General features: G+C 73.0%; 23 protein-coding genes. 11 read left to right on the top strand and 12 right to left on the bottom strand.

All coding sequences use genetic code 11. The annotated features are described in order from the left end of the window. Nucleotides 1-79 precede the first annotated feature (79 nt). Complete coding sequence (locus tag ABD208_RS17805) at nucleotides 80-2332, top strand: ATP-dependent DNA helicase (protein ID WP_425561127.1); 2253 nt, start codon at nucleotides 80-82, stop codon at nucleotides 2330-2332. Between the two features lie 302 nt (nucleotides 2333-2634). Here ABD208_RS17805 and lexA read toward each other — a convergent pair whose 3' ends face one another. Then, nucleotides 2635-3414 (bottom strand): transcriptional repressor LexA, encoded by a 780-nt coding sequence (gene lexA, locus ABD208_RS17800; protein WP_344105541.1) that lies wholly within the window; start codon nucleotides 3412-3414, stop codon nucleotides 2635-2637. Nucleotides 3415-3610: 196 nt separating this feature from the next. On the opposite strand from lexA, the gene ABD208_RS17795 reads away from it, so the two are divergent. The 3 genes from ABD208_RS17795 (at nucleotide 3611) to ABD208_RS17785 (ending at nucleotide 4971) form a co-directional block, all read left to right on the top strand. Continuing rightward, complete coding sequence (locus ABD208_RS17795) at nucleotides 3611-4066, top strand: LysM peptidoglycan-binding domain-containing protein (protein WP_344105538.1); 456 nt, start codon at nucleotides 3611-3613, stop codon at nucleotides 4064-4066. A gap of 155 nt (nucleotides 4067-4221) precedes the next feature. Beyond that, the gene (gene nrdR / locus ABD208_RS17790) at nucleotides 4222-4722 is read left to right on the top strand and encodes a transcriptional regulator NrdR (protein WP_344105535.1); all 501 of its coding nucleotides are present in this window, start codon (nucleotides 4222-4224) and stop codon (nucleotides 4720-4722) included. Between the two features lie 60 nt (nucleotides 4723-4782). Then, nucleotides 4783-4971 carry a DUF5302 domain-containing protein gene (locus ABD208_RS17785; protein WP_344105532.1) on the top strand — a complete coding sequence of 63 codons (189 nt, stop codon included), beginning with the start codon at nucleotides 4783-4785 and terminating at the stop codon, nucleotides 4969-4971. Nucleotides 4972-5092: 121 nt separating this feature from the next. Here ABD208_RS17785 and ABD208_RS17780 read toward each other — a convergent pair whose 3' ends face one another. Next, on the bottom strand, nucleotides 5093-6115 hold the full coding sequence (locus ABD208_RS17780) for a LacI family DNA-binding transcriptional regulator (RefSeq protein WP_344105530.1): 1023 nt from the start codon (nucleotides 6113-6115) through the stop codon (nucleotides 5093-5095). 114 nt (nucleotides 6116-6229) lie between these two features. Further along, the gene (gene hflX, locus ABD208_RS17775; RefSeq protein ID WP_344105528.1) at nucleotides 6230-7762 is read right to left on the bottom strand and encodes a GTPase HflX; all 1533 of its coding nucleotides are present in this window, start codon (nucleotides 7760-7762) and stop codon (nucleotides 6230-6232) included. Nucleotides 7763-7925: 163 nt separating this feature from the next. Between hflX and ABD208_RS17770 the strand changes: the two genes are divergently transcribed. After that, nucleotides 7926-8549 (top strand): class I SAM-dependent methyltransferase, encoded by a 624-nt coding sequence (locus tag ABD208_RS17770; RefSeq protein WP_344105526.1) that lies wholly within the window; start codon nucleotides 7926-7928, stop codon nucleotides 8547-8549. On the opposite strand, the gene ABD208_RS17765 is transcribed toward ABD208_RS17770, so the two are convergent. The 3 genes from ABD208_RS17765 to miaA are packed head-to-tail and all read right to left on the bottom strand — an operon-like array spanning nucleotide 8467 to nucleotide 11240. Further along, a complete protein-coding gene (locus ABD208_RS17765) occupies nucleotides 8467-9261 on the bottom strand; it encodes a TMEM164 family acyltransferase (protein WP_344105524.1) in 795 nt (264 codons plus the stop codon). The two genes, ABD208_RS17770 and ABD208_RS17765, sit on opposite strands and share 83 nt — an antisense overlap. Before the next feature lie 57 nt (nucleotides 9262-9318). Beyond that, a complete protein-coding gene (gene dapF / locus ABD208_RS17760) occupies nucleotides 9319-10260 on the bottom strand; it encodes a diaminopimelate epimerase (RefSeq protein WP_344105522.1) in 942 nt (313 codons plus the stop codon). Further along, nucleotides 10257-11240, bottom strand: coding sequence for a tRNA (adenosine(37)-N6)-dimethylallyltransferase MiaA (gene miaA / locus ABD208_RS17755; protein ID WP_344105520.1), 984 nt, complete (start codon nucleotides 11238-11240; stop codon nucleotides 10257-10259). Before miaA ends, dapF begins: the two co-directional genes overlap by 4 nt. Nucleotides 11241-11350: 110 nt before the next feature. Here miaA and miaB point away from each other — a divergent pair, with 110 nt between their 5' ends. Continuing rightward, on the top strand, nucleotides 11351-13033 hold the full coding sequence (gene miaB, locus ABD208_RS17750) for a tRNA (N6-isopentenyl adenosine(37)-C2)-methylthiotransferase MiaB (RefSeq protein ID WP_344105518.1): 1683 nt from the start codon (nucleotides 11351-11353) through the stop codon (nucleotides 13031-13033). Nucleotides 13034-13046: 13 nt separating this feature from the next. Here the strand turns inward: miaB and ABD208_RS17745 are convergent, their stop codons facing one another. Beyond that, a complete protein-coding gene (locus tag ABD208_RS17745) occupies nucleotides 13047-13619 on the bottom strand; it encodes a type III secretion system chaperone family protein (protein WP_344105515.1) in 573 nt (190 codons plus the stop codon). After that, entirely contained in the window at nucleotides 13616-14215 is a 600-nt protein-coding gene (locus ABD208_RS17740) for a type III secretion system chaperone family protein (RefSeq protein WP_344105513.1), read from the bottom strand. The genes ABD208_RS17745 and ABD208_RS17740 overlap by 4 nt, the downstream gene beginning before the upstream one ends. A gap of 98 nt (nucleotides 14216-14313) precedes the next feature. On the opposite strand from ABD208_RS17740, the gene ABD208_RS17735 reads away from it, so the two are divergent. The 5 genes from ABD208_RS17735 to ABD208_RS17715 all read left to right on the top strand — a co-directional run bounded on the left by ABD208_RS17735 (nucleotide 14314) and on the right by ABD208_RS17715 (nucleotide 18423). Then, nucleotides 14314-14985 (top strand): hypothetical protein, encoded by a 672-nt coding sequence (locus ABD208_RS17735; protein WP_344105511.1) that lies wholly within the window; start codon nucleotides 14314-14316, stop codon nucleotides 14983-14985. A gap of 142 nt (nucleotides 14986-15127) precedes the next feature. After that, nucleotides 15128-15886 carry an amino acid ABC transporter ATP-binding protein gene (locus ABD208_RS17730; protein ID WP_344105763.1) on the top strand — a complete coding sequence of 253 codons (759 nt, stop codon included), beginning with the start codon at nucleotides 15128-15130 and terminating at the stop codon, nucleotides 15884-15886. Between the two features lie 49 nt (nucleotides 15887-15935). Beyond that, nucleotides 15936-16781 (top strand): glutamate ABC transporter substrate-binding protein, encoded by an 846-nt coding sequence (locus ABD208_RS17725; RefSeq protein WP_344105509.1) that lies wholly within the window; start codon nucleotides 15936-15938, stop codon nucleotides 16779-16781. Nucleotides 16782-16867: 86 nt separating this feature from the next. Next, on the top strand, nucleotides 16868-17557 hold the full coding sequence (locus ABD208_RS17720; protein ID WP_344105506.1) for an amino acid ABC transporter permease: 690 nt from the start codon (nucleotides 16868-16870) through the stop codon (nucleotides 17555-17557). Continuing rightward, on the top strand, nucleotides 17554-18423 hold the full coding sequence (locus ABD208_RS17715; RefSeq protein ID WP_344105503.1) for an amino acid ABC transporter permease: 870 nt from the start codon (nucleotides 17554-17556) through the stop codon (nucleotides 18421-18423). Before ABD208_RS17720 ends, ABD208_RS17715 begins: the two co-directional genes overlap by 4 nt. A 110-nt stretch (nucleotides 18424-18533) precedes the next feature. Here the strand turns inward: ABD208_RS17715 and ABD208_RS17710 are convergent, their stop codons facing one another. The 4 genes from ABD208_RS17710 to ABD208_RS17695 all read right to left on the bottom strand — a co-directional run bounded on the left by ABD208_RS17710 (nucleotide 18534) and on the right by ABD208_RS17695 (nucleotide 21832). Further along, nucleotides 18534-19118 carry a regulatory protein RecX gene (locus ABD208_RS17710; RefSeq protein WP_344105501.1) on the bottom strand — a complete coding sequence of 195 codons (585 nt, stop codon included), beginning with the start codon at nucleotides 19116-19118 and terminating at the stop codon, nucleotides 18534-18536. A 20-nt stretch (nucleotides 19119-19138) separates the two neighbouring features. Then, nucleotides 19139-20377, bottom strand: a complete 1239-nt coding sequence (gene recA, locus ABD208_RS17705; protein WP_344105498.1) for a recombinase RecA — start codon at nucleotides 20375-20377, stop codon at nucleotides 19139-19141. Nucleotides 20378-20630: 253 nt separating this feature from the next. Then, the gene (locus ABD208_RS17700) at nucleotides 20631-20870 is read right to left on the bottom strand and encodes a DUF3046 domain-containing protein (protein ID WP_344105495.1); all 240 of its coding nucleotides are present in this window, start codon (nucleotides 20868-20870) and stop codon (nucleotides 20631-20633) included. 38 nt (nucleotides 20871-20908) lie between these two features. After that, nucleotides 20909-21832 carry an NADP-dependent oxidoreductase gene (locus tag ABD208_RS17695; RefSeq protein WP_344105492.1) on the bottom strand — a complete coding sequence of 308 codons (924 nt, stop codon included), beginning with the start codon at nucleotides 21830-21832 and terminating at the stop codon, nucleotides 20909-20911. Nucleotides 21833-21962 lie beyond the last annotated feature (130 nt).

Genomic DNA, 21962 nt, shown 5'->3' with positions numbered 1-21962 from the left:
GTGCCGTGGCCCGGCGCCCGCGGCCCCAGGGCGGCCGCCCGGGCGGCAGGACGTCCGTGTCCACAGGGCGGGGCGCCGCATGTCAGTGGGTCGCCGTACGATCGAGGGCGTGACCAACGCTACCGACGCGCCCGCTACCAGTACCGATGTGCCTGACATCGACGATCTGCTCGATCTCGCCGTCGGGGAGCTCGGTGGCGCGCGGCGCGAGGGGCAGCACCAGATGGCGCGGGCGGTGACCGCCGCGATCGAGAGCGGTGAGCACCTGCTGGTGCAGGCGGGAACCGGTACGGGCAAGTCGCTCGGCTACCTGGTGCCCGCGGTGCGGCATGCCGTGTCGGCCGGGGAGAAGGTCGTCGTGTCGACGGCCACACTGGCGCTGCAGCGGCAGGTCATCACGCGGGATCTGCCGCTCGTCGCCGACGCCGTGGCGCCGAAGCTCGCCCGCACCCCGCGGCTCGCGCTGCTCAAGGGCTGGCACAACTACCTGTGCAAGCACAAGGTCGCGGGCGGCTACCCCGGCGACGACACCACGCTCTTCGACCTGCCGGGCGGCCAGGAGCACGCCGCGCCGGAGGCGCCGGCCAAGCGCGCGGGCAGGTCCCCGGGTCGCGGCAGGGACGACGCCGCCTCGCTGGCCGATCACGTCCGCCGCCTGAACGACTGGGCCTCGGAGACGACGACGGGCGACCGGGACGACCTGGTGCCCGGCGTGCCGGACAAGGCCTGGCGGCAGGTGTCGGTCACGCGGCTGGAATGCCTCGGCAACAAGTGCCCGATGCTCGCCGAGTGCTTTCCCGACCAGGCGCGTGCGGCCGCCCGCGAGGCCGACGTCGTCGTGACGAACCACGCGATGCTCGGGATCGCCGCGGGCGGCAACCCCGGGGTGCTGCCGGAGCACCAGGTGCTGATCGTCGACGAGGCGCACGAGCTCGTGGACCGGGTGACGGCGTCCGCCACCGTGGAGTTGTCGGCGGCGTCGGTGGACCACGCCGCACGCCTGGCGCGCCGGCACGGCGGGGCCGACACGACCGCGCTGGAGGATGCCGGGACGGTGCTCGGCACCGTGCTGGTCACCGCGCAGGGCGACCGGTTCCCGCAGGGGCTCCAGGGGGAGCTGCGCGACGCCGTCGCCGGCGTGCGGGACGCGGCGCGGGACGTGCTGAGCGAGCTCAAGCCCGAGAAGCAGGCGGGCGGATCGAAGGGTGGCGGGTCCCAGGCCGCGTCCGACGGCGACCCGGGGCTCAAGCTCGCCCAGGGGGCCGTGCTGCAGCTCTTCGAGGTGGCGGAGCGGATGGCCGCCGAGGACACCACGGCCGACGTGCTGTGGCTGAACCGGCCGGACGCCGCCTGGGGCGGGTTCGGCGAGTCGGTCTCCCGGCTGCATGCGGCGCCGCTGCACGTCGCCGGGCTGATCCGGACGCACCTGCTCGGGGAGGCGACGGGCGTGCTGACGTCGGCGACGCTGGCCCTGGGCGGGACGTTCGAGCCGATCGCGAGCACGTTCGGGCTGGGCCGGAAGGCGGCCGGCTCGGGTGGAGCGCCCGGGGGCGCGGGATCCGGAGGTGCGGCCGGTGGTGCGCCGGACGGCGCGGGGGCCCGCGGCGCGGGAGCCGACGGCGCGGGCGCGCGAACCGCGGGCGGCGCGGCGACCGACGACACGCCCGTCTGGCAGGGCCTCGACGTCGGCAGCCCGTTCGACTACGCGAAGCAGGGCATCTGCTACATCGCCCGGCATCTGCCGAAGCCGGGCCGGGAGCCCACCACCGACGCCCAGCTCGACGAGATCGCCGAGCTGGTCACCGCCGCGGGCGGGCGGACGCTGGGTCTGTTCTCGTCCCGCCGGGCGGCGCAGGCGGCCGCCGAGGCGATGCGGGAACGTCTCGACCTGCCGATCCTGGTCCAGGGCGACGACCAGCTGCCGACCCTGGTCCGGGAGTTCGCCGCGGACCCGGCGACCTCCCTGTTCGGCACCCTGTCGCTCTGGCAGGGCGTCGACGTGCCGGGCCCGTCGTGCCAGCTCGTCATCATCGACCGGGTCCCGTTCCCGCGGCCGGACGACCCGGTCAAGGCCGCCCGCGCCCGGGCGATCGAGGAGAGGGGTGGCAACGGCTTCATGGCGGTCTCCGCCACGCACGCCGCGCTGCTGCTCGCCCAGGGCGCGGGCCGCCTGATCCGGAGCACGAAGGACCGCGGCGTCGTCGCCGTCCTCGATCCCCGCCTGGCCACGGCCCGCTACGGCTCGTTCCTGATGCGCTCCATGCCCGGCTTCTGGCCGACGTCGGACACCACGCTGGTCCGCGCGGCGCTCCAGCGCCTGAACCAGGCCTGACCCTCCGTCCGCGCGCGGGCGGACGGGGAGGGCTGGAAGTTCACCACCAAGCCCGGCGGCGCCAGCCGTCCGCGCGCGGGCGGGGATTCGCCGGACTCGGACCATGGCCCGCCTGACCGGCCATGTTCTCCACGGAACCGGGCCCGCCTGGCTCCGTACGGAGCCAGGCCCGGCGTGGCCGGGCGGACGGACACAGATGAGGGCCCGCCGTGACGGGAGGAGCTGGGCACGGAACCGGGCCCGCCATGGCTGGCGAGCCCGGTGCAGGCCCCGGCGGGCGACCGGGGCGGGCCCGGCAGGGATCAGAGGCTGCGCAGGACCGCCACGATGCGGCCCAGGATCTGGGCCTCGTCGCCCGGGATGGGCTCGTAGGCGGCGTTCTGCGGCAGCAGCCAGACGTGGCCGTCCGTCTGCTTGAACGTCTTGACCGTCGCCTCGCCGTCGATCATCGCCGCGACGATCTCGCCCTGCTCGGCCACGTTCTGGCGCCGCACCACGACCCAGTCGCCGTCGCAGATCGCGGCGTCGACCATCGAGTCACCGGCGACCTTCAGCAGGAAGAGGTCACCGTCGCCGACGACCTGACGCGGCAGGGCGAAGATGTCCTCGACCGCCTGCTCCGCCAGGATCGGCCCGCCGGCGGCGATCCGGCCCACGAGGGGGACGTAGGACGCGGCGGGCGCGGCCGTGCTCTCCTCGGTGGCCGAGCCCCAGTGCGCCTCGCCCGACGGCGGGTTCTGGCGCTCGCCCGTGTCCGGGTCCACCAGTTCCATCGCGCGCGGCCGGTTCGGGTCGCGGCGCAGGAACCCCTTGCGCTCCAGGACCTGCAACTGGTGCTTCACGCTGGAAGGGCTCGCCAGGCCGACGGCATCGCCGATCTCACGCATCGAAGGAGGGTAACCGCGGGCCTCGAAGGACTCACGGATGCAGGCCAGCACCTTGCGCTGGCGCGGGGTCAGGCGATCGGCGACCTCCCCCAGGTCGATCGGTTCCTCGGAGTGCCGGGCGATGGTGCCCACACTGCCCAGACTGCCCGGCATCATGCCCGTCGTGCCGGCACGTCCCGACATGCGTCCCGTCATGCTGTACCCCTCCCCATCGGTTGATGATCCCCACTCTAGATCGGGTGTCGGGGAATCTCAAACGGATGTTCGAGCGTGTCTCGACACGAGCGGTGTCGCGTGCTACACAATGGTACGAGTGTTCGTCGTACGGGTGTTCGCCCACGCGACGTCAGCGCACGAGTGTTCGACACGTCAACGTCCCCGGGAGGCAGTCATGGGCACCACGGCCACGGCAGAGGTCCGGCGGGTGCGGCACCTGTACGTGGTGCCGCCGCCGGAACAGGCGCCCCCACGGCCGGGGCGGCCGGCCACGGCCCGGCGGCCGGTCGCCCCCCGGCGGCCCGCTGCCGCCAGGTCCTCCGTCGCGGCCCGGTTCGACCTCGACGGGCTGCGCCTGACCACCCGCGGCCGCGTCGTCGTCGCCCTCGCGGCCTTCGCGCTCGCCGCGCCGCTCGTCTGGGGCGCGACGGCGGCCGCGAACCCGCCGTTGCCGCCGCAGGAGCTGCGGGCCCACGCGGTCGCCCCGGGCGAGTCGCTCTGGGCCCTGGCGGCGTCGGTCGCGGAACCGGGTCAGGACGTCCGCGACGTCGTCCGCGAGCTGCAGGATCTGAACGGGCTGGCGACCGCCTCGCTGCAGGTCGGGCAGACCGTCTACCTCCCCGAGGGATGAGGCCTGACGACGTCGGAAGGTCGTCGGTAGCGGGTGAAGTCGCAAGGCCGGTCCACCATATTGCTGCGGTCGTGTTGCATGGGTGTGGTTTGCCCGCATACGGTCAAGTCCCGGCCGGGAGTACCCGGTCGCCGGCCGAGCCCGCAGGAGACCGCATGCACTGCCCGTTCTGTCGTCACGCCGACTCGCGCGTGGTGGACTCGCGCACCGCGGACGACGGTTCGTCGATCCGCCGCCGGCGGGAGTGCCCGTCGTGTCACAAGCGATTCACGACCATCGAGACGGCGAGCCTGACCGTGGTCAAGCGCTCGGGGGCGACGGAGCCCTTCGTCCGCGACAAGATCGCGATCGGCGTCCGCAAGGCGTGCGCCCCGCGGCCGGTGAGCGACGACGACCTGGCCCTGCTGGCCCAGCGCGTCGAGGAGACGCTGCGCAGCACGGGCAGCGCCGAGATCGAGGCGCAGGAGATCGGCAAGGCGATCCTCGGCCCCCTGCGGGAGCTCGACGTCGTCGCCTACCTGCGGTTCGCGAGCGTCTACCAGGACTTCTCCTCGCTGGAGGACTTCGAGGCGGCCATCACGGACCTGCGCAAGGAGGCCGAGGACGCGGACGCCCAGGAATCTCACAGCCCGAAAACAGCTGGCGAGATGGCCTGACGTGGGAGAGTCTGGTCTGACTGCCCTGGCAGGGCAGCGAGAGACGAGGAGGTGGTCGGCGTGACGTCGAAGAACACGAACGACAGCACGAAGCCCAGTGAGGACGCCAAGGCCAAGTTCCGCGAGGCTCTGGACCGCAAGAACAAGGCGAGCCACCGCTCGGCGGAATCGGACCGGAACACGGGCTCGGTGCACGGCTCGGAGACGACGGGCCCGACGCAGAAGATGTTCCGCCGCAAGAGCGGCTGAGACTCCTCGGCCGAGGCCGCCTCCCAGGCACCTGACCTGGTCGGCGGCCTTTGTCGTGCCGGACGGCGCCGCGGCGGCGGTCCCGTGCCGATGCCGCCGGGCCGGCCGACCCCGCCGGACGCTACCGGCGCTCGTGCACCGGCGCGGCGCCCGTGGACTCCCGCCACAGCACGGTCGCGATCGGCCCCGGCTCCCCCGGCGCCGCCTCGCCGCGCAGCACGGCCAGGAGCGACGCCGCGGCGTGCCGCCCCAGCATGTGGTGGTCGTGGCTGACCGACGTCAGGCTGGGCAGCATCACCGCGGCGACGGGGTTGTCGTCCCAGCCCGTGACGCTGAGGTCCCGCGGCACCTGCCAGCCGCGCTCGGTCGCGGCCCGGATCGCCGCGGCGGCCAGGACGTCCGTGGCCGCGACGACCGCCGTCGCGCCGTCGGCGGGCAGGCCCCGGATCGCCTCCAGCGCGCGCCCGGGATCCCAGTCGCAGTCGACGACGTCGTACGACTCCGCCCCGAGCCGCACCGCGGCCTCCTCGAAGACCCGCCGCCGCTCGCGGGCGCTCGTGTGGGCGTGGTCCCCCGCCAGGTGCAGGAAGCGGCGGTGCCCGCCGGCGGCGAGGCGATCCATGATCTCGTGCAGGATCGACGCGTCGGCCAGGTCGCCGATGCTCCGCATGTTCTCGTCGTAGCGCGGCACGACGAGCAGGGGCGTCCGGGGCTCCTCCGCCGCCAGGCCGGGCAGCGGCATCAGCGAGACGATGCCCTCGAAGAACCCGGCGTCGGACAGCTCCAGGACCCGTGCGCGGCGCGCGTCCGGCGCGCCGCTGAGGGTGATGACCTCGACCGTGTACCCCGCCGCCTCGGCGGTCTGGCGCACGCCGTCGAGGATCGCCAGGGAGCTGACCGCGAGCCCGCTCGGCAGGGCCACGGCGAGGCGGCCGGTGCGCCGGTCGCGCATGGCGCGCGCGAGCAGGCTCGGGCGGTAGCCGAGCCGCGCGATCGCCTCGTCGATCCGCGCCCGGGCGGCCTCGTTGACGGTGTCGTCACCGCGCAGGTGCCGCGACACCGTCTGGTGCGACAGGCCCGCGAGGCCGGCGACCTCGCGGATGGTCGGCCGCCGGGCGCCGGGGGAACGAGATGCGGAAGTCATCGCTGCATCAGTACCACAGGAACCCGCCCGGCACGGCGCGCGCACCGCGGCCGCCCCACGACGCCGCCGGACGGGGAGCCGTCGCCGGACGACGCCGGAGCGGCCCCCAGGGCCTCAGGACGCGGCGGCCACGGCCTGCTGGAGCTCCGCCGCCAGCTGCTCGTCCACGCGGCCCCGGACGAGCGTCCCGGCGGCCACGTGCTCCGTGTGGTCGATGTCGCCGTGCTCGTGCACGCGATGCACCAGGTCACCCCGGGAATACGGGACCACGAGGTCGATCTCGACGCCGGGCCGGGGCAGGTCGTGCGCGATCCGCGCCTTCAGCTCGGCGATCCCCTCGCCCGAGTGCGCGCTGACCACCGCGGTGTGCCGCTCGCGCCGCTGGATGCGGCCCACGACCTCGGGGTCGGCGACGTCGGCCTTGTTGAGCACGACGATCTCGTGCACCTTCTCGATGCCCGGGATCTCCGCCAGCACCTCGCGGACCGCCGTGATCTGCCCCTCCGGGTCCGGGTGGGAGGCGTCCACGACGTGCAGCAGCAGGTCGGCGTCGCCCACCTCCTCAAGCGTGGAGCGGAACGCCTCGACGAGCTGGTGCGGCAGGTGCCGGACGAAGCCGACGGTGTCGGCCAGCGTGTACACGCGGCCGTCGTCGGTGCGCGAGCGCCGCACCGTCGGGTCCAGCGTGGCGAAGAGCGCGTTCTCGACGAGCACGCCGGTGCCTGTCAGCGCGTTGAGCAGGGAGGACTTGCCGGCGTTGGTGTAGCCGGCGATGGTCACGGCGGGGATGGCGTTGCGCTTGCGGTTGAGGCGCTTGGTCTCGCGCGCGGGCTTCATGGCGGCGATCTCGCGCCGCAGCTTGGACATGCGGTCGCGGATGCGACGCCGGTCGAGCTCGATCTTGGTCTCACCGGGGCCGCGCGAGCCCATGCCCGCTCCGGCGCCGCCGACCTGGCCACCGGCCTGCCGGGACATCGACTCACCCCAGCCGCGCAGGCGCGGCAGGAGGTACTCGAGCTGCGCGAGCTCCACCTGCGCCTTGCCCTCCCGGGACTTGGCGTGCTGGGCGAAGATGTCGAGGATGAGCGCGGTGCGGTCGACGACCTTGATCTTGATGACGTCCTCCAGCGCACGGCGCTGGGAGGGCGCGAGCTCGCCGTCGACGACGACGGTGTCCGCGCCGACGGCGAGGACGATCTCGGCGAGCTCCGCGGCCTTGCCGGAGCCGAGCCAGGTGCCCGGGTCGGGCTTCTGGCGGCGCTGCAGCATGCCGTCGAGCACCTCGGAACCGGCGGTCTCGGCGAGCGCGGCGAGTTCCCGCAGGGAGATCTCGGCCTCGCGCGCGGCGGCCTCACCGCCGGAGTACATGCCCACCAGCACGACCTTCTCGAGGCGCAGCTGCCGGTACTCGACCTCGGTGACGTCCTCGAGCTCGGTCGAGAGCCCGGCGACACGGCGCAGCGCGCTGCGCTCGGCGAGCTCGAGCTGGTCGCCGTCGTGCGCGGCGTGCACGGTGTCGCCCTCGGCACGTGCGGTCCCTGCCCGAGCGAGGACCCGTGCCACGACGTCGTTCGCGATCGCCTGGGCGCCGCGCGGGTCGTCCGGCTCGGTGGCCGGGGCGTCGGGTTCGGTCGGGACGTGGGTCATGTACTGCCTTTCTCAGGGAACTACGTGTTCCCCCAGGATCCCACGGTCCCCGCACGCTTTCCACGGGATTTCGCTGTGCGCGTCATGTATGACGGCGGCACCCGGCGACGGCACCCGACGAGCGGAGTGCCCGGCCTGCTCGTGCCCTGCATAGGATCGTGCCGTGCCCCAGGACGACGCCGCCCCCAGCGACCACTACTTCACCGCGCAGCCCGCCTCCGCCGAGGACCTGCGGACCATCCGCGTGCGGCTGGCCGGGCAGGAGATCGAGGCGGACGTGGCGGCCGGGGTGTTCTCGCCGGGCGGTGTGGACAAGGGCACGACGATCCTGCTGGGTGAGGTGCCCGCGCCGCCGTCGTCGGGCGACCTGCTGGACCTGGGCTGCGGCTGGGGCCCGATCGCGCTGACGCTGGCGCTGCGGTCGCCGGAGGCGACCGTCTGGGCCGTCGACGTGAACGAGCGCGCGCTCGACCTGACCCGGCGCACCGCGGAGCGGCTGGGCCTGGACAACGTCCGCGCGGTGACGCCGGACGACGTGCCGGAGGACGTGCGGTTCGCGGCCGTGTGGTCCAACCCGGCGATCCGGATCGGCAAGGAGGCGCTGCACGAGATGCTGCGCCGGTGGCTCACCCGGCTCGCGCCGGGCGCCGACGCGTGGCTGGTGGTGAGCAAGCAGCTGGGCGCCGACTCGCTCGCGGGGTGGATCAGCTCCGACCTGGGGCTTCCGACGAACCGTGAGGCGACGTCGAAGGGCTTCCGGATCCTGCGGGCGACCCGGCCGGCCTGATCCGCGACAGCGCCCGGAACACCGCCACCTGGAGCAGGAACACGGGCAGCACCACGGGCAGCAGCGGGACCTCGTAGAGGATCGGCACGGGGATCATCGTGTGCAGCAGCTCCAGGATCCCGGCGCCCTCGGGATCGAACACGAAGAAGTAGTTCGCGCCGGGCTCCACGGTCGCCCGCAGCAGCAGCGTGACCGGCAGCACGCAGCCTGCCAGCGCCACCGTGTACGGCAGGGCGAGCACGGCGTCGCGGTAGGTCGGCCGGTACAGGCCGAGCGAGGCGATCAGGCAGCCGATGACGGCGTTCAGCGCGTGCGCCACCCAGAAGAACGTCTTGGGGTCCCACACCGGGTGCCCCCAGTACAGCGGCCCGGCCGACGCCAGCGCGAGCGCGCCGGCGATCACGCCCGGGAAGAACATCAGGACCCGCAGCGGCCGCCGGTCCGCCAGCACCGCGACGGGGAGCAGCCACGACGTGATCGTGCAGAGGTGGAGGGGCAGGTTCTGCCAGAACGGGAAGCGGACGGACTCGTCGGTCAGGTAGGCGACGTGGAAGGTCACCGAGAACAGCACGTTCAGGATCGCGAGCGCCGCGAGCGCCCGGGTCCGCAGCGGCAGCGGCCGCCGCACGAACGTCAGGTGGAACGCGAGCCCGGCCCCGGCGCACAGCAACAGGAGGACGTACCAGGGTCCCGTGAACGGCGTCATCGGCATCGGCGGGTCCTTCTCACGGCGCGGGCGCCGATGGTCACCGGCCGCGAAAGGATAGCGCTACAGCGCCAGCTGCCCCGTGTACACGAGCTCCGCCGGGCCGGCCAGCTCGACGTTGCCGTTCGGCAGCGCGCGCACGCGCACCTCGCCGCCGGGGATCTCGACGAACCACGTGTCGGGTGCCGTCTCGCCCTGCCAGGCGCGCACCGCGAGCGCCGCGGCGCACGCGCCCGTGCCGCAGGACTGCGTCTCCCCCACGCCGCGCTCGTGGACGCGCATGCGGATGCGGCCCGCGGGCTCGCCGGTGGGGGCGGTCTCGTCGCCGAGCGGGACGACGAGCTCGACGTTGGTCCCGTGCGGCGGCGTCGGGGCGACCTCGGGGGCCACGGTCAGGTCGAGGCCCTCCAGCTCGCTCGCCCCGGCCAGGGCGACCACCGTGTGCGGGTTGCCGAGGTCCACGGACAGCCCGGGGCGCGGGGCGTCCCAGCCGCGCACGGCGACGCCGGCGTCGTACCCGGCCTCGCGCGCGGCGTCGCCGCCGGGCAGCGTCCACGGGCCCATGTCGACGGCGTACCAGCCGTTGGGTTCCTTGCGCACGCGCTTGACGCCGCCGCGGGTGCCGAGGGCCAGGACGCCGTTCGACGACGACGTGGCGGCGCGGCCGCCGGTGCCGAACGAGACCAGCCCGAGCTTCTCGGCGAACGCGGCGAAGACGCGGACGCCGTTGCCGCACATCTCGGCGACGGAGCCGTCGGCGTTGCGGTAGTCCATGAACCAGATGGCCGACGGTTCCTCCGCGAGGATCTCGTCGCCGATCGTCTCGCCGGCCGCGGCGACCGACGCGGTGGAGGTGAGGCGGATGACGCCGTCGGCCCCGATGCCGCCGCGGCGGTCGGTGAGGCGCCGCACGGTGGCGGCGTCGAGCTCGAGCTCGTCCTTCGGGTCGGCGACGAGGACGAAGTCGTTGTGCGTGCCGTGTCCCTTGGTGAACTCGATCTTCATGCGCCAAGACTACGGCGGACCGGACCCTCGCCGGGCCGGGGCAGGGTCCCGGCGCCGGCCGCGGCCACGACCTGGAGCGCGTCGTCGAGCAGCGTGGGCGAGGCGGCGTCGAGCCACTGGACGCGCGGGTCGCGGCCGAACCAGCCCATCTGCTTGCGGGCCAGCCGGCGGGTGTTCGCGGTGATGTGCTCGCGGGCCTCGTGCTCGGTGAGCTCGCCGCGGAACCAGGCCAGGATCTCCGCGTAGCCGACCGCGCGGGCGGCGGTGACGCCGAGGCCCGGTCCCGTGCCGCCCTGCTCGGGCGAGGCCAGGCGCCGGACCTCGTCGACGAGGCCGGTGTCCCACATCCGTTCGACGCGCGCCCCGACGCGTGCGTCGAGCGCGGCGCGGTCGCAGTCCAGGCCGAGCTGCACGGCGGGGCGCACGTACTCCTGGCGCGGGAGGTTCGCGGTGTAGGGCGCGCCGGTCAGCTCGATGACCTCCAGGGCGCGCACGATGCGGCGGGTGTTGGCCGGGCCGATGGACGCGGCCGCGGCGGGATCGAGCCGCGCGAGCTCCTCGTGCAGCGCCCGCCGCCCCTCCCGCTCGGCCCGCTCCTCCAGCCGCGCACGGACCCCGGGGTCCGTGCCGGGGAAGTTCATGTCGTCGAGCAGGGCGCGCACGTACAGGCCGCTGCCGCCGACGACGACGGCGCGCGCGCCCCGCGCCTCGATCCCGGCGATGTCGGCGCGGGCCGCGGCCTGGTAGCGGGCGACCGAGGCGTCCTCGTGGGGGTCGAGGACGTCGAGCTGGTGGTGCGGGACGCCGCGCCGCTCCTGTTCGCGCACCTTGGCCGTCCCGATGTCCATGCCCCGGTAGAGCTGATAGGCGTCGGCGTTGACGATCTCGGCGGGCCCCGCGAGCGCCTCGGCGAGATCCAGCCCCAGATCCGACTTCCCGGTGGCGGTGGGCCCGACGACGGCGATGATCACGGCGTCCACCCTACGTCGGAGGCACGTGGCCCGTGCCGGCGCCGCTGCCGTGACGGGCCGGGATCGTGGTCAGGAGGCATTTCGGTGGCCGCCCGGGGGCGAACGTAGAATTGGCGGCGATGTCCACGCCAACGATTCCCGCACCCGTCCCTGCCTCGCCCGACGCCGGGACGCCCGACGCCGCCGAGGCGCGCCGCACCTACATGGTGCGCACGCTCGGCTGCCAGATGAACGTGCACGACTCCGAGCACATGGCCGGCATGCTCGAGCAGGCCGGTTACACGCGCGCCAGCGGCGAGGACGAGGCGGCGAGCCGGGCGGACGTCGTCGTCATCAACACGTGCGCGGTCCGCGAGAACGCCGCCACGCGCCTGTACGGGAACCTGGGCCAGCTCGCGAGCCTCAAGGCGCGGCGGCCCGGCATGCAGATCGCCGTGGGCGGCTGCCTCGCGCAGAAGGACCGCGGCACGATCGTCGAGAAGGCGCCGTGGGTCGACGTCGTCTTCGGCACGCACAACCTCGACGCGCTGCCGGTGCTGCTGGAGCGCGCGCGGCACAACGAGGCCGCCGAGGTGGAGATCGCCGAGTCGCTGCAGGTCTTCCCGTCCACGCTGCCCACGCGCCGCGAGTCGGTCTACGCGGGCTGGGTGTCGATCTCGGTGGGCTGCAACAACACGTGCACGTTCTGCATCGTGCCGCACCTGCGCGGCAAGGAGCGCGACCGCCGCCCTGGCGAGATCCTCGCGGAGGTCGAGGCGCTGGTCGCGGCGGGCGCCGTCGAGGTGACCCTGCTGGGCCAGAACGTGAACTCGTACGGCGTGGAGTTCGGCGACCGGGGCGCGTTCGCGAAGCTGCTGCGCGCCTGCGGGAGGATCGAGGGCCTGGAGCGCGTCCGGTTCACGTCGCCGCACCCGGCCGCGTTCACCGACGACGTCATCGAGGCGATGGCCCAGACCCCCAACGTCATGCCGCAGCTGCACATGCCGCTGCAGTCCGGCTCGGACCGCATCCTGCGCGCGATGCGCCGCTCCTACCGGTCCGAGAAGTTCCTCGGCATCCTGGACCGCGTCCGCGCCGCCATGCCGGACGCCGCGATCACCACCGACATCATCGTCGGCTTCCCGGGCGAGACCGAGGAGGACTTCGCCGAGACCCTGCGCGTGGTCGAGGCCGCCCGCTTCAGCTCGGCGTTCATGTTCCAGTACTCGAAGCGCCCGGGCACGCCCGCCGCCACGATGGACGGCCAGCTCCCGAAGGAGGTCGTCCAGGAGCGCTTCGAGCGCCTGCTCGCCCTCCAGGAGCGCATCTCGGAGGAGGAGGCCGACCAGCAGATCGGCCGCACCCTGGAGGTCCTGGTCGCGGAGGGCTCCGGCAAGAAGGACGGCGCGGCGCGCCGCCTGTCGGGCCGCGCGCCGGACAACCGGCTCGTGCACTTCGCGCTGCCGGTCGTGCCCGACGAGGAAGGGGTCACGGGTTCAAGTCCCGTCGCTCACCTCCCGTCCGAGCCGGAGTCGCTCGACGACCCGCGCCTGCGGGACACCGCGGACCTCCCGGCGCACCTGCCCCGCCCCGGCGACATGGTCACGGTGACGGTCACGCAGGCCGCCCCGCACTTCCTCGTCTCCGACTCGGCGATCCGGCCGGACTCGGGCTTCGCGGTCCGCCGCACCCGCTCCGGCGACGCCTGGGCCGCCCGCGAGCAGGCCCGACTGGGCGGCGGGGACGACCACCACTCCCACGGACCGGCCCCGGCGGCCGGCACGCCGGTCACCCTGGGCATGCCCACGATCGGCCCGCGCTGAGGCGCGGCGGAGCTCAGCGGGCGTCGTCGGTGATCTCGGGCGGCGGGGTCAGGGCCGAGACCGAGGCGAAGAACTGGGCGGCCGTGACCAGGCCGCAGGAGACCGTCTGGGCGAGCTGGTCGTCCGTGGCGCCGTGCTCGAAGTCGACCGAGACCTCCGAGTAGAGGGTCAGGCCGTGCTGCTCCGAGCGGGCGTAGACCTTGGGCCAGATGCGTTCGCGGTTCCAGTCGTTCGTCGCCTGCAGCACGCTCAGGCGGGACGACGACGCCGACAGGTTGCCGGCCCAGCGGCCGCGGATCTGGAGGATCTCGTCGTGCTCGCCCAGCAGCAGGAACCAGAAGCGGTTGCCGTCCCACGTGCCGGTGACGTCGCCGTCGGGGTCGACGCGGAACTTGTAGCCGCGGCGCGCCAGGTCCGCCGCGATCCGCTGGGTGCTCAGCGGGCGCGGCAGCTCGACGTCGTCCCCGGAGGAGGAACCGCGCGTGCCGTCGCCGCGCGCGCCGTCGTCCGTGCGGGGGTTGAACAGCCGGGTGAGCCAGCCGGGCGTCGCCCGGCGCGCGTTCACCCGTTCGTTGCCGGGCTTCACGGTGCGGACCTCAGCGGGTCCGGGTAAACCTCGTCCAGGTGCTCGAAGAACATCGAGCCGCAGGTCAGGCCGCACTGCAGGAGCTGGTCGAGCTGCAGGTCCGAGACGCCGTGCTCCAGGTCGACGGTGACCTCGGCGTAGACGAGCACCGCGCCGTTGTCCCGGACGCAGACGTACGTCTTGGGCCAGATCCACTCGGCGTTCCAGTCGTTGCAGACCTCGAGGACCTCCTCCAGGCGCTCGATGGTCAGGTCGCGGTGCCACTGGCCGCGCACCTGGAGCACCTCGGAGCCCTCACCCACGACAAGGAAGTGGAACAGCCAGCCGTGCCACATCCCGCCGATGTCGCCCTCGGAGTCGACGAAGTAGCTGAAGCCGTTGTCGGCCAGCCAGTTCTTGACCCGCTCGCGGTCGAGGGGTTCGGGTACGACTGCTGGATCGTCCGTCTCACCGGCGAGTTCGCGCAGGAGAACACCTTCCACCCGGGACTGCAACTCGTCGTCCGAGAGCTCCGGATGCCCGGGGCGGGGCGTACCCCGACCGGTCAGGTCACCCTCTTCCGCCGCCTCGCGACGACGTGGTCCGAAGAACCTCACCGAACCACAGTACCCGGCGCGCGGGGGCAGCACCCATGGAATCGCGAAAGTTTTCTCATGGCGGGGTCTGGACCACTCGTTCGGCTACCGTGAACCACGTGTTCACCCGAGCCGTGATCCTGCCCGCGACCCCGCTGCTCGTCCCGGGTGCGGCCGGGGCCGCCGACCCGCTGCGGGACGTGCGCCTGGCCGCCTGCGCGGCGCTGGCGGGTCTTGCCGCATCCGGGCCGCCGATGGTGCTCGCGCCGGGTCCGCACGGGTTCCGCGGGCCGGCGGTGCTGCGCCCGACGTTCGCCGCCGCCGGGATCGCCGATGCCGCGCTTCCCGCCGATGTCACGGCTCCCTGGGCCGTGGAGCGGGAGCTCGCCGGGACGGCGTCGTCGGTCCTACTGTTCTGCCTGGGCATGGCCCTGGGCGAGGACGCCGCGCGGGTCCCGGTCCTGGAGATCCCGGCCACGGCCGCCGTCGTCGGTCGTGAGTCCCCGCAGAGGGCCGCCGGCGACGACGCGGAACCCGGCTCCCGGGCGGCGTCCCTGCACGCCGCGGCCGGCGTCGTCGGGCGGCATCTGGCCGGCGGCGGGACGCTCGTGGCCGCCGCGGGCGGAACGCCCGGGCCGGCCGCCGTCGCGCCCGCCGATCCCGGCGCGCCGCACCCCGGGATCGCGGAGCTCCTCGCGCTGGCGGCCCCCGGCCTGACCGCCGCGACCCGGCCCTTCCCGCAGGAGCACGACCATCTTCCGGCGGAGTACGCCCTGGCGACCCTGGGATGAACCGGGCGGCGCCATCCCCCGATTCCGGACATCCGTTACCGAACCGTTGCCGCCCCGTGACGCCTATGTCTCAGCGATGAAACACCAGATCGATTAGGTTCAAGGGATGGACATCGCGACCACCGGCGACGCCGACGCAAGCATGGGGACCGCCGACCAGGCCGACGAGCCGCTCGTCGCGCTCCGCCGCGTGAACAAGCACTTCGGGGCGCTCCACGTGCTGCAGGACATCGAGCTGGAGGTACGCCGCGGCGAGGTCGTCGTCGTCATCGGGCCGTCCGGCTCGGGCAAGTCGACGCTCTGCCGCGCGATCAACCGGCTCGAGACCATCGACCACGGCGAGATCACCGTCGACGGCCTGCCGCTGCCCGCCGAGGGCCGCGCCCTGGCGCGGCTGCGGGCCGACGTCGGCATGGTGTTCCAGTCGTTCAACCTGTTCGCGCACAAGAGCGTCCTGGACAACGTGACGCTCGGACCGCGCAAGGTCCGCGGCCTGTCGAAGCCCGCCGCCGAGAAGGAGGCCATGGCGCTCCTGACACGCGTCGGCGTCGACTCGCAGGCGCGCAAGCTGCCCGCGCAGCTGTCCGGCGGGCAGCAGCAGCGCGTCGCGATCGCGCGCGCCCTGGCGATGCACCCCAAGGTCATGCTGTTCGACGAGCCGACCTCGGCGCTCGACCCCGAGATGGTCAACGAGGTGCTCGACGTCATGGTGGGGCTCGCCAAGGAGGGCATGACGATGATCGTCGTGACCCACGAGATGGGCTTCGCGCGCAAGGCCGCGGACCGCGTGGTCTTCATGGCGGACGGCCAGATCGTCGAGGAGGCCACCCCCGACGAGTTCTTCACCAACCCGCGGACCGAGCGGGCGCAGGACTTCCTGTCGAAGATCCTCACGCACTGACCCACCGGACCAACCGATCCAGCACATCCGCATCATCGAAAGGGAACCCATGCGCAAGCACACCACCGCTGCCGCACTGGCCGCAGTGTCCGCCCTCACCCTGGCGGCCTGTTCGTCGGCCACGCCCGGCGAGACCGGCGGCGAGGACGGTGGCGACGCCGCCGAGAGCATCAAGATCGGCATCAAGTACGACCAGCCCGGTCTGGGCCTCCAGGAGGGCTCGGACTTCACCGGCTTCGACGTCGACGTCGCGCGGTATGTCGCCGCGGAGCTGGGCTATGCCGAGGACCAGATCGAGTTCGTCGAGACGGTGTCGGCGAACCGCGAGACGGCGCTGCAGAACGGCGACGTCGACATGATCTTCGCGACCTACTCGATCAACGACGAGCGCAAGGCGCTCGTGGACTTCGCCGGCCCGTACTTCGTCGCCGGCCAGGACTTCCTCGTCAAGGCCGACGACGACTCGATCGAAGGTCCCGAGGACCTCGAGGGCAAGAACCTCTGCTCCGTCACCGGCTCGACGTCGGCCCAGAAGATCAAGGACGAGTACGCCTCGGGCGTCGAGCTCGTCGAGCAGCCCGGGTACGCCGAGTGCATGACCGCGCTCGAGTCCGGCACCGTCGACGCCGTCACCACGGACGACATCATCCTCGCCGGGCTCGCCGCCAACCAGGCCGACCCGTCGGCGTTCAAGGTCGTGGGCAACCCGTTCTCCGAGGAGAACTACGGCGTGGGCCTGCCCAAGGGCAGCGACCAGTGCGAGGCGATCAACGAGGCCATCACCAAGATGATCGACGACGGCACCTGGGAGCAGCTCATCACGGCGAACACCGAGGGCACCGGCTACGAGTTCAACGCGGAGCTGAACCCGCCGGAGCCCGCCGCGTGCGCGTGACGCACGACTAGTCTCCGGTTCGTCCGACGGCCCCGGGTGCGGTTCACCCGGGGCCGTCGGACATCATCACGATCGAAAGGGAAGGTGTGGGCGACTACCTGTCCGGCCTCTGGGAGGTGCTCCAGAAATACGATGCGCTCGGGGCCTTCTGGGTCAACATCCAGCTGACGTTCTGGGCGGGGCTCCTGGCCCTGGCGCTCGGCACGGTCCTGGCCGTCATGCGGATCTCGCCGATCGCGAGCCTGCGGTTGGCCGGGGCGGCGTACGTGAACGTCGTCCGGAACACGCCGCTGACGATCATCATGGCGTCGATGGTCCTGGTCATCACGTTCCAGCTGGGACTGAAGCTGTCGCCGAACCTGAACGAGAGCGGCTTCCGGTTCGCCGTCGTGGGCCTGGCGATCTACCACGCGGCGTTCTTCTGCGAGGCGATCCGCTCTGGTGTAAACACCGTGCCGCTCGGGCAGGCCGAGGCCGCCCGCGCGATCGGGCTGCCGTTCGCGGACTCCGCCCGGCTGATCATCCTGCCGCAGGCGTTCCGCGGCGCCGTCGCTCCCCTGGGCAGCACGCTGATCGCGCTGATGAAGAACTCGACCGTGGCCGCCGCCGCGAGCGTCGCGACGGAGACCGCCTCGGTGATGAAGGTCGCGATCGAGCTCAGCCCCGACTACCTGTACGCGATCTTCGCCGCGTTCGCGATCGGCTGGCTCATCCTCGTCATCCCGGTCGGCCTGCTGACCACGTGGCTCTCCCAGCGTCTGGCGGTGAAGCGATGAGCACCTCTGTCCTGTTCGACGCCCCGGGTCCCCGGGCCCGGGCGCTCATGACGGTCCTCAACGTGGTGGCCGCCGTCGCGGTCCTCGCGCTCGTCACCTGGGTGGCGTACCTGCTGCACCTCAAGGGGCAGTGGTCCTGGACCCTGTGGGGTCCCGTGTTCGGGCCTGAGTTCTGGCAGTTCTACGTCATGCCCGGCCTGACGAACACCCTGCGCTCGGCCGCGTTCGCGACCGTGGGCGCGGTGGCGTTCGGGGTGCTCTTCGGCATGGGGCGGCTGGCGGCCAACCCGCTCCTGCGGGGATTCTGCGGCGCGGTCGTCGAGTTCTTCCGCGCGATGCCCGTGCTGCTGCTGATGATCTTCCTGAACCTGTTCCTGGCCAAGCTCATGCCGGGGTCACCGGAACGGCTCTTCCTCGCCGTCGTGCTCGCGCTCGTGCTGTACAACGGGTCCGTGATCGCGGAACTGGTGCGGTCCGGGGTGCACAACCTGCCCAAGGGGCAGGGTGAGGCCGGTCTCGCCGTCGGCCTGACGCCCGAGCAGACCCTGCGGGCCGTCCAGCTCCCCCAGGCGCTCGTGGCGATGCTGCCGGCGCTCCTGTCGCAGCTCGTCGTGGTGCTGAAGGACTCGGCGCTGGGTCAGATCATCGGCTACGCGGAGCTGCTGCGGTCCGCGCGGATCTTCGCGTCGGCGAACAACGACCCGCTGCAGGCGCTCGTCGTCGTCGCGATCCTGTTCATCGTGATCAACTGGCTGCTGACGGTGCTCGCCAACCGGCTGGCGCGGGGGCTGTCGAGCCGGACGAGCGCGCCCGTGAAGGTGACGCCCGAACGCGTGGCCGCCGGCGTCGGCAACGCCGGCGGCTGACGGGTACGACGGAGATCGCCCCGGCCACGGATCCCGTGGCCGGGGCGAACTCTTTGCGGCTCGGTCCGAGCAGGCCGGCTCGTCAGCCCGTTCAGTCGGAGCAGGGCGCCTCAGTCGGGGCCGGGGAGATCCTCGGTGTCCTCGCCGTCCGCCTCGAGGGCGGTCCGGACCAGCTCGAACGCCAGGCCCGGGGCGTAGCCCTTGCGAGCCAAGGAGCCGACGGCGCGGCGGACGCGGACCTGGCGGTCCAGGCCCTGCGTCCGTGCGACGAGTTTGGCCGCGAGCCGGGCGCCGGCCGCGCGCTCGTCGTCGGGGTCGATCTCGCCGAGGGCCGCGGTGGCGGTGTCCTCGTCGATGCCGCGACGGCGGAGCTCCGCCGAGATGGCCCGGCGGGCCAGGCCGCGCTCGCCCTGGCGGGTGCGGACGATCATGCCGGCGTAGGCGGCGTCGTCGACCAGGCCGACCTCGTCGAAGCGGTCCAGGATCGGGACGACCACGGATTCCGGGTATCCCTTGCGGGCCAGGGCCTGCTCGAGCTCGCTGCGGGATCTCGGGGCGGCGGTGAGGATCCGCAGGACGGTCTCACGTGCCTCGACGGCGGCTTCCTCGGGGCTGAGCTCACCGCTCTCCAGCCGGTCGGCGACCGTCCTGCGCACCGCCCGGCTCCGACGCTTCCCCACGCCGGAACCGGGCATCTGCTCACGGTACTGCACCGTCAGAACGGCGCCTTCGCGGCGGCGGCCTCGGCAACGGCCTCGGCGGAGTCCGCACCGCTCGCGTCCGCGGCGCCGTCGGCCTTCGCCTTGGTGGTGCGGGCGCGCGTCGTCTTCTTCGCACCCGCCTTGGCGGTCGCCGTGGTGCGGGCGGAGGCGGACGCCGCAGCCACCGTACCCGTGGCGGCGGCGTCCTCGGTGCCGTCCGCCGGCGTGGCGCCGGGTTCGGCCGGGGTGTCGACCTGCGGGCCGATGCCGAGCTTCTCCTTGATGCGCTTCTCGAGCTCGGCCGCCAGGTCGGGGTTGTCGCGGAGGAACGACCGCGCGTTCTCCTTGCCCTGACCGAGCTGGTCCCCCTCGTAGGTGAACCAGGAGCCGGACTTGCGCACGAGCCCGTGGTCCACGCCCATGTCGATCAGGCTGCCCTCGCGGGAGATGCCGTGGCCGTACAGGATGTCGAACTCGGCCTGCTTGAATGGCGGCGCCATCTTGTTCTTGACGACCTTGACGCGGGTGCGGTTACCGACCGCATCGGTGCCCTCCTTGAGGGTCTCGATCCGCCGGATGTCGAGCCGCACCGAGGCGTAGAACTTCAGCGCCTTACCGCCGGTGGTCGTCTCGGGGCTGCCGAAGAAGACGCCGATCTTCTCGCGGAGCTGGTTGATGAAGATCGCCGTGGTCCCCGACGAGTTCAGGGCGCCCGTGATCTTGCGGAGGGCCTGGGACATCAGGCGGGCCTGGAGGCCGACGTGGCTGTCGCCCATCTCGCCCTCGATCTCGGCCTTCGGCGTCAGCGCCGCGACCGAGTCGATGACGATGATGTCCAGGGCGCCGGAGCGGATCAGCATGTCCGCGATCTCCAGGGCCTGCTCACCGGTGTCCGGCTGCGAGACCAGGAGCGCGTCCGTGTCCACGCCGAGCTTCTTGGCGTACTCCGGGTCGAGCGCGTGCTCGGCGTCGACGAACGCGGCGATGCCGCCGGCCCGCTGCGCGTTGGCGACCGCGTGCAGGGCGATCGTCGTCTTGCCCGACGACTCCGGCCCGTAGACCTCGACGACACGGCCGCGCGGCAGGCCGCCGATGCCGAGCGCCACGTCGAGCGCGATCGAGCCCGTGGGGATGACCTCGACGGGAGCGCGGGACCCCTCCCCGAGACGCATGACCGAGCCCTTGCCGAAGTTGCGGTCGATCTGGGCGAGAGCTGCCTCGAGGGCCTTCTCGCGGTCTGCCGGTGCTGGCATCTGTCCACCTTCTGATCTCGGGGCGCGCTGCGCGCGCCGCTACGGATGGGTCCTCCGGGGCCTGCCCGGGACGTCAGTTGCGACAGTACGCGGACCCACTGACACGGATGCCTTCTCCGGCCCCTGTGCTGTCGACAGGGTTCCGAAATCCGCGTCTGTGGTCAGAGTCTAGACGAACATCTGTTCGAGGCAACGCGAACGCACCGGCATGGCGCGAAAGACCTGCGCGCTCCGCCCGCCCCGGGCGCGGAGATCAGCGCGCGCTGGACGGCGGGGCCTGCCGGTGCTGATCCGCGCCCCACCGCTCGGGCTCGGGCACGTCGAGCGCATCGCACAGCGCGTGCCAGACGTCGCGCGGCTCGAACCCGGCCGTCATCGCCTCCTCGGCGGTGCGGTTCCCCAGCTTCGGCAGCACCTGCTCCCGCACCAGCACCCGCCCGTAGGCGGGCCCGAAGACCTCGTCCGTCAACTTCTGGAAGTCGCTGTGCCGCACGGGCCCAGCCTACGGCCCGCCCCCGGGCGACGTGCAGGTCAGACCCGCACCACGATCTTCCCGCGCACGTGCCCCGACTCGCTCGCCCGGTGCGCCTCGGCGGCGTCGGCCAGCTCGAACACCTGCGCGACCTCGACCCGGACGTCGCCCGAGCCGATCAGGTCGCCCAGGGTCTCCAGGTCGTGGGCCGACGGCCGCACCCAGACGTAGTGCCCGCCGAACTCGTCCCGCGCCGCGGCGTCGGTGATCGAGGCGATGGTGCCGCCCGTCACGAGCAGCGGGACGCTGGCCGCCACCGCGCCACCGCCCACGTAGTCCAGCACGGCGTCGACCCCGTCCGGAGCCAGCGCGCGGACCCGGTCCGCGAGCCCGTCCCCGTACGTCACCGGCTCGACGCCGAGCGACCGCAGCCACCCGTGGTTCCGCTCGCTCGCCGTCCCGATCACGCGGGCGCCCAGACGCCGCGCGATCTGCACGGCGAAACTGCCCACACCGCCCGCCGCCGCGTGCACGAGGACGGTGTCCCCCGTGCCCACGCCCGCGCGCTCGATCGACTGGTACGCGGTGAGCCCGGCCAGCGGCACGGCGGCCGCCTCCTCGAACGTCATCGAGGCGGGCTTGCGCGCCAGCGTCCGCACCGGCGCCGCGACGTACTCGGCGAGCGTCCCGCCGTGCGTCCAGTCCTTGCGGACGTAGCCGAAGACCTCGTCCCCCACCGAGAACTCGGGGGTGTCCAGGCCCGTCCGCTCGACCACACCGGCCACGTCCCAGCCCGGGACGACCGGGAACCGCACGTCCAGGATGCCGTCGAGGTAACCCTCCCGGACCTTCCAGTCCACCGGGTTCACGCCCGCGGCCCGCACCCGGACCAGCACGCTGTCGGGCCCGGCCTTCGGCATCGGCTCGTCGGTGAGCTCGAGGACGTCGGCGGAGCCGTACCTCGAGTAGGTGATCGCTCGCATGCCAGCTGCAACCCATTGCCCGGGCCACGTGTTCCGCGCCGCGGCCCCGTCGATGTCGGTCCTGGTCGCCGCCGTCTCCCCGGGTTCGGCTCCCGGCGGGTGCCCTGCCGTCGCGCCGTCGATGTCAGTG

It is taken from the genome of Myceligenerans crystallogenes (genome assembly GCF_039529775.1).
GTDB classification, from domain to species: Bacteria; Actinomycetota; Actinomycetes; order Actinomycetales; family Cellulomonadaceae; genus Myceligenerans; species Myceligenerans crystallogenes.
The sequence above is the reverse complement of the archived record's forward strand: the minus strand, read 5'-3'. Positions and strand labels throughout refer to the sequence as shown.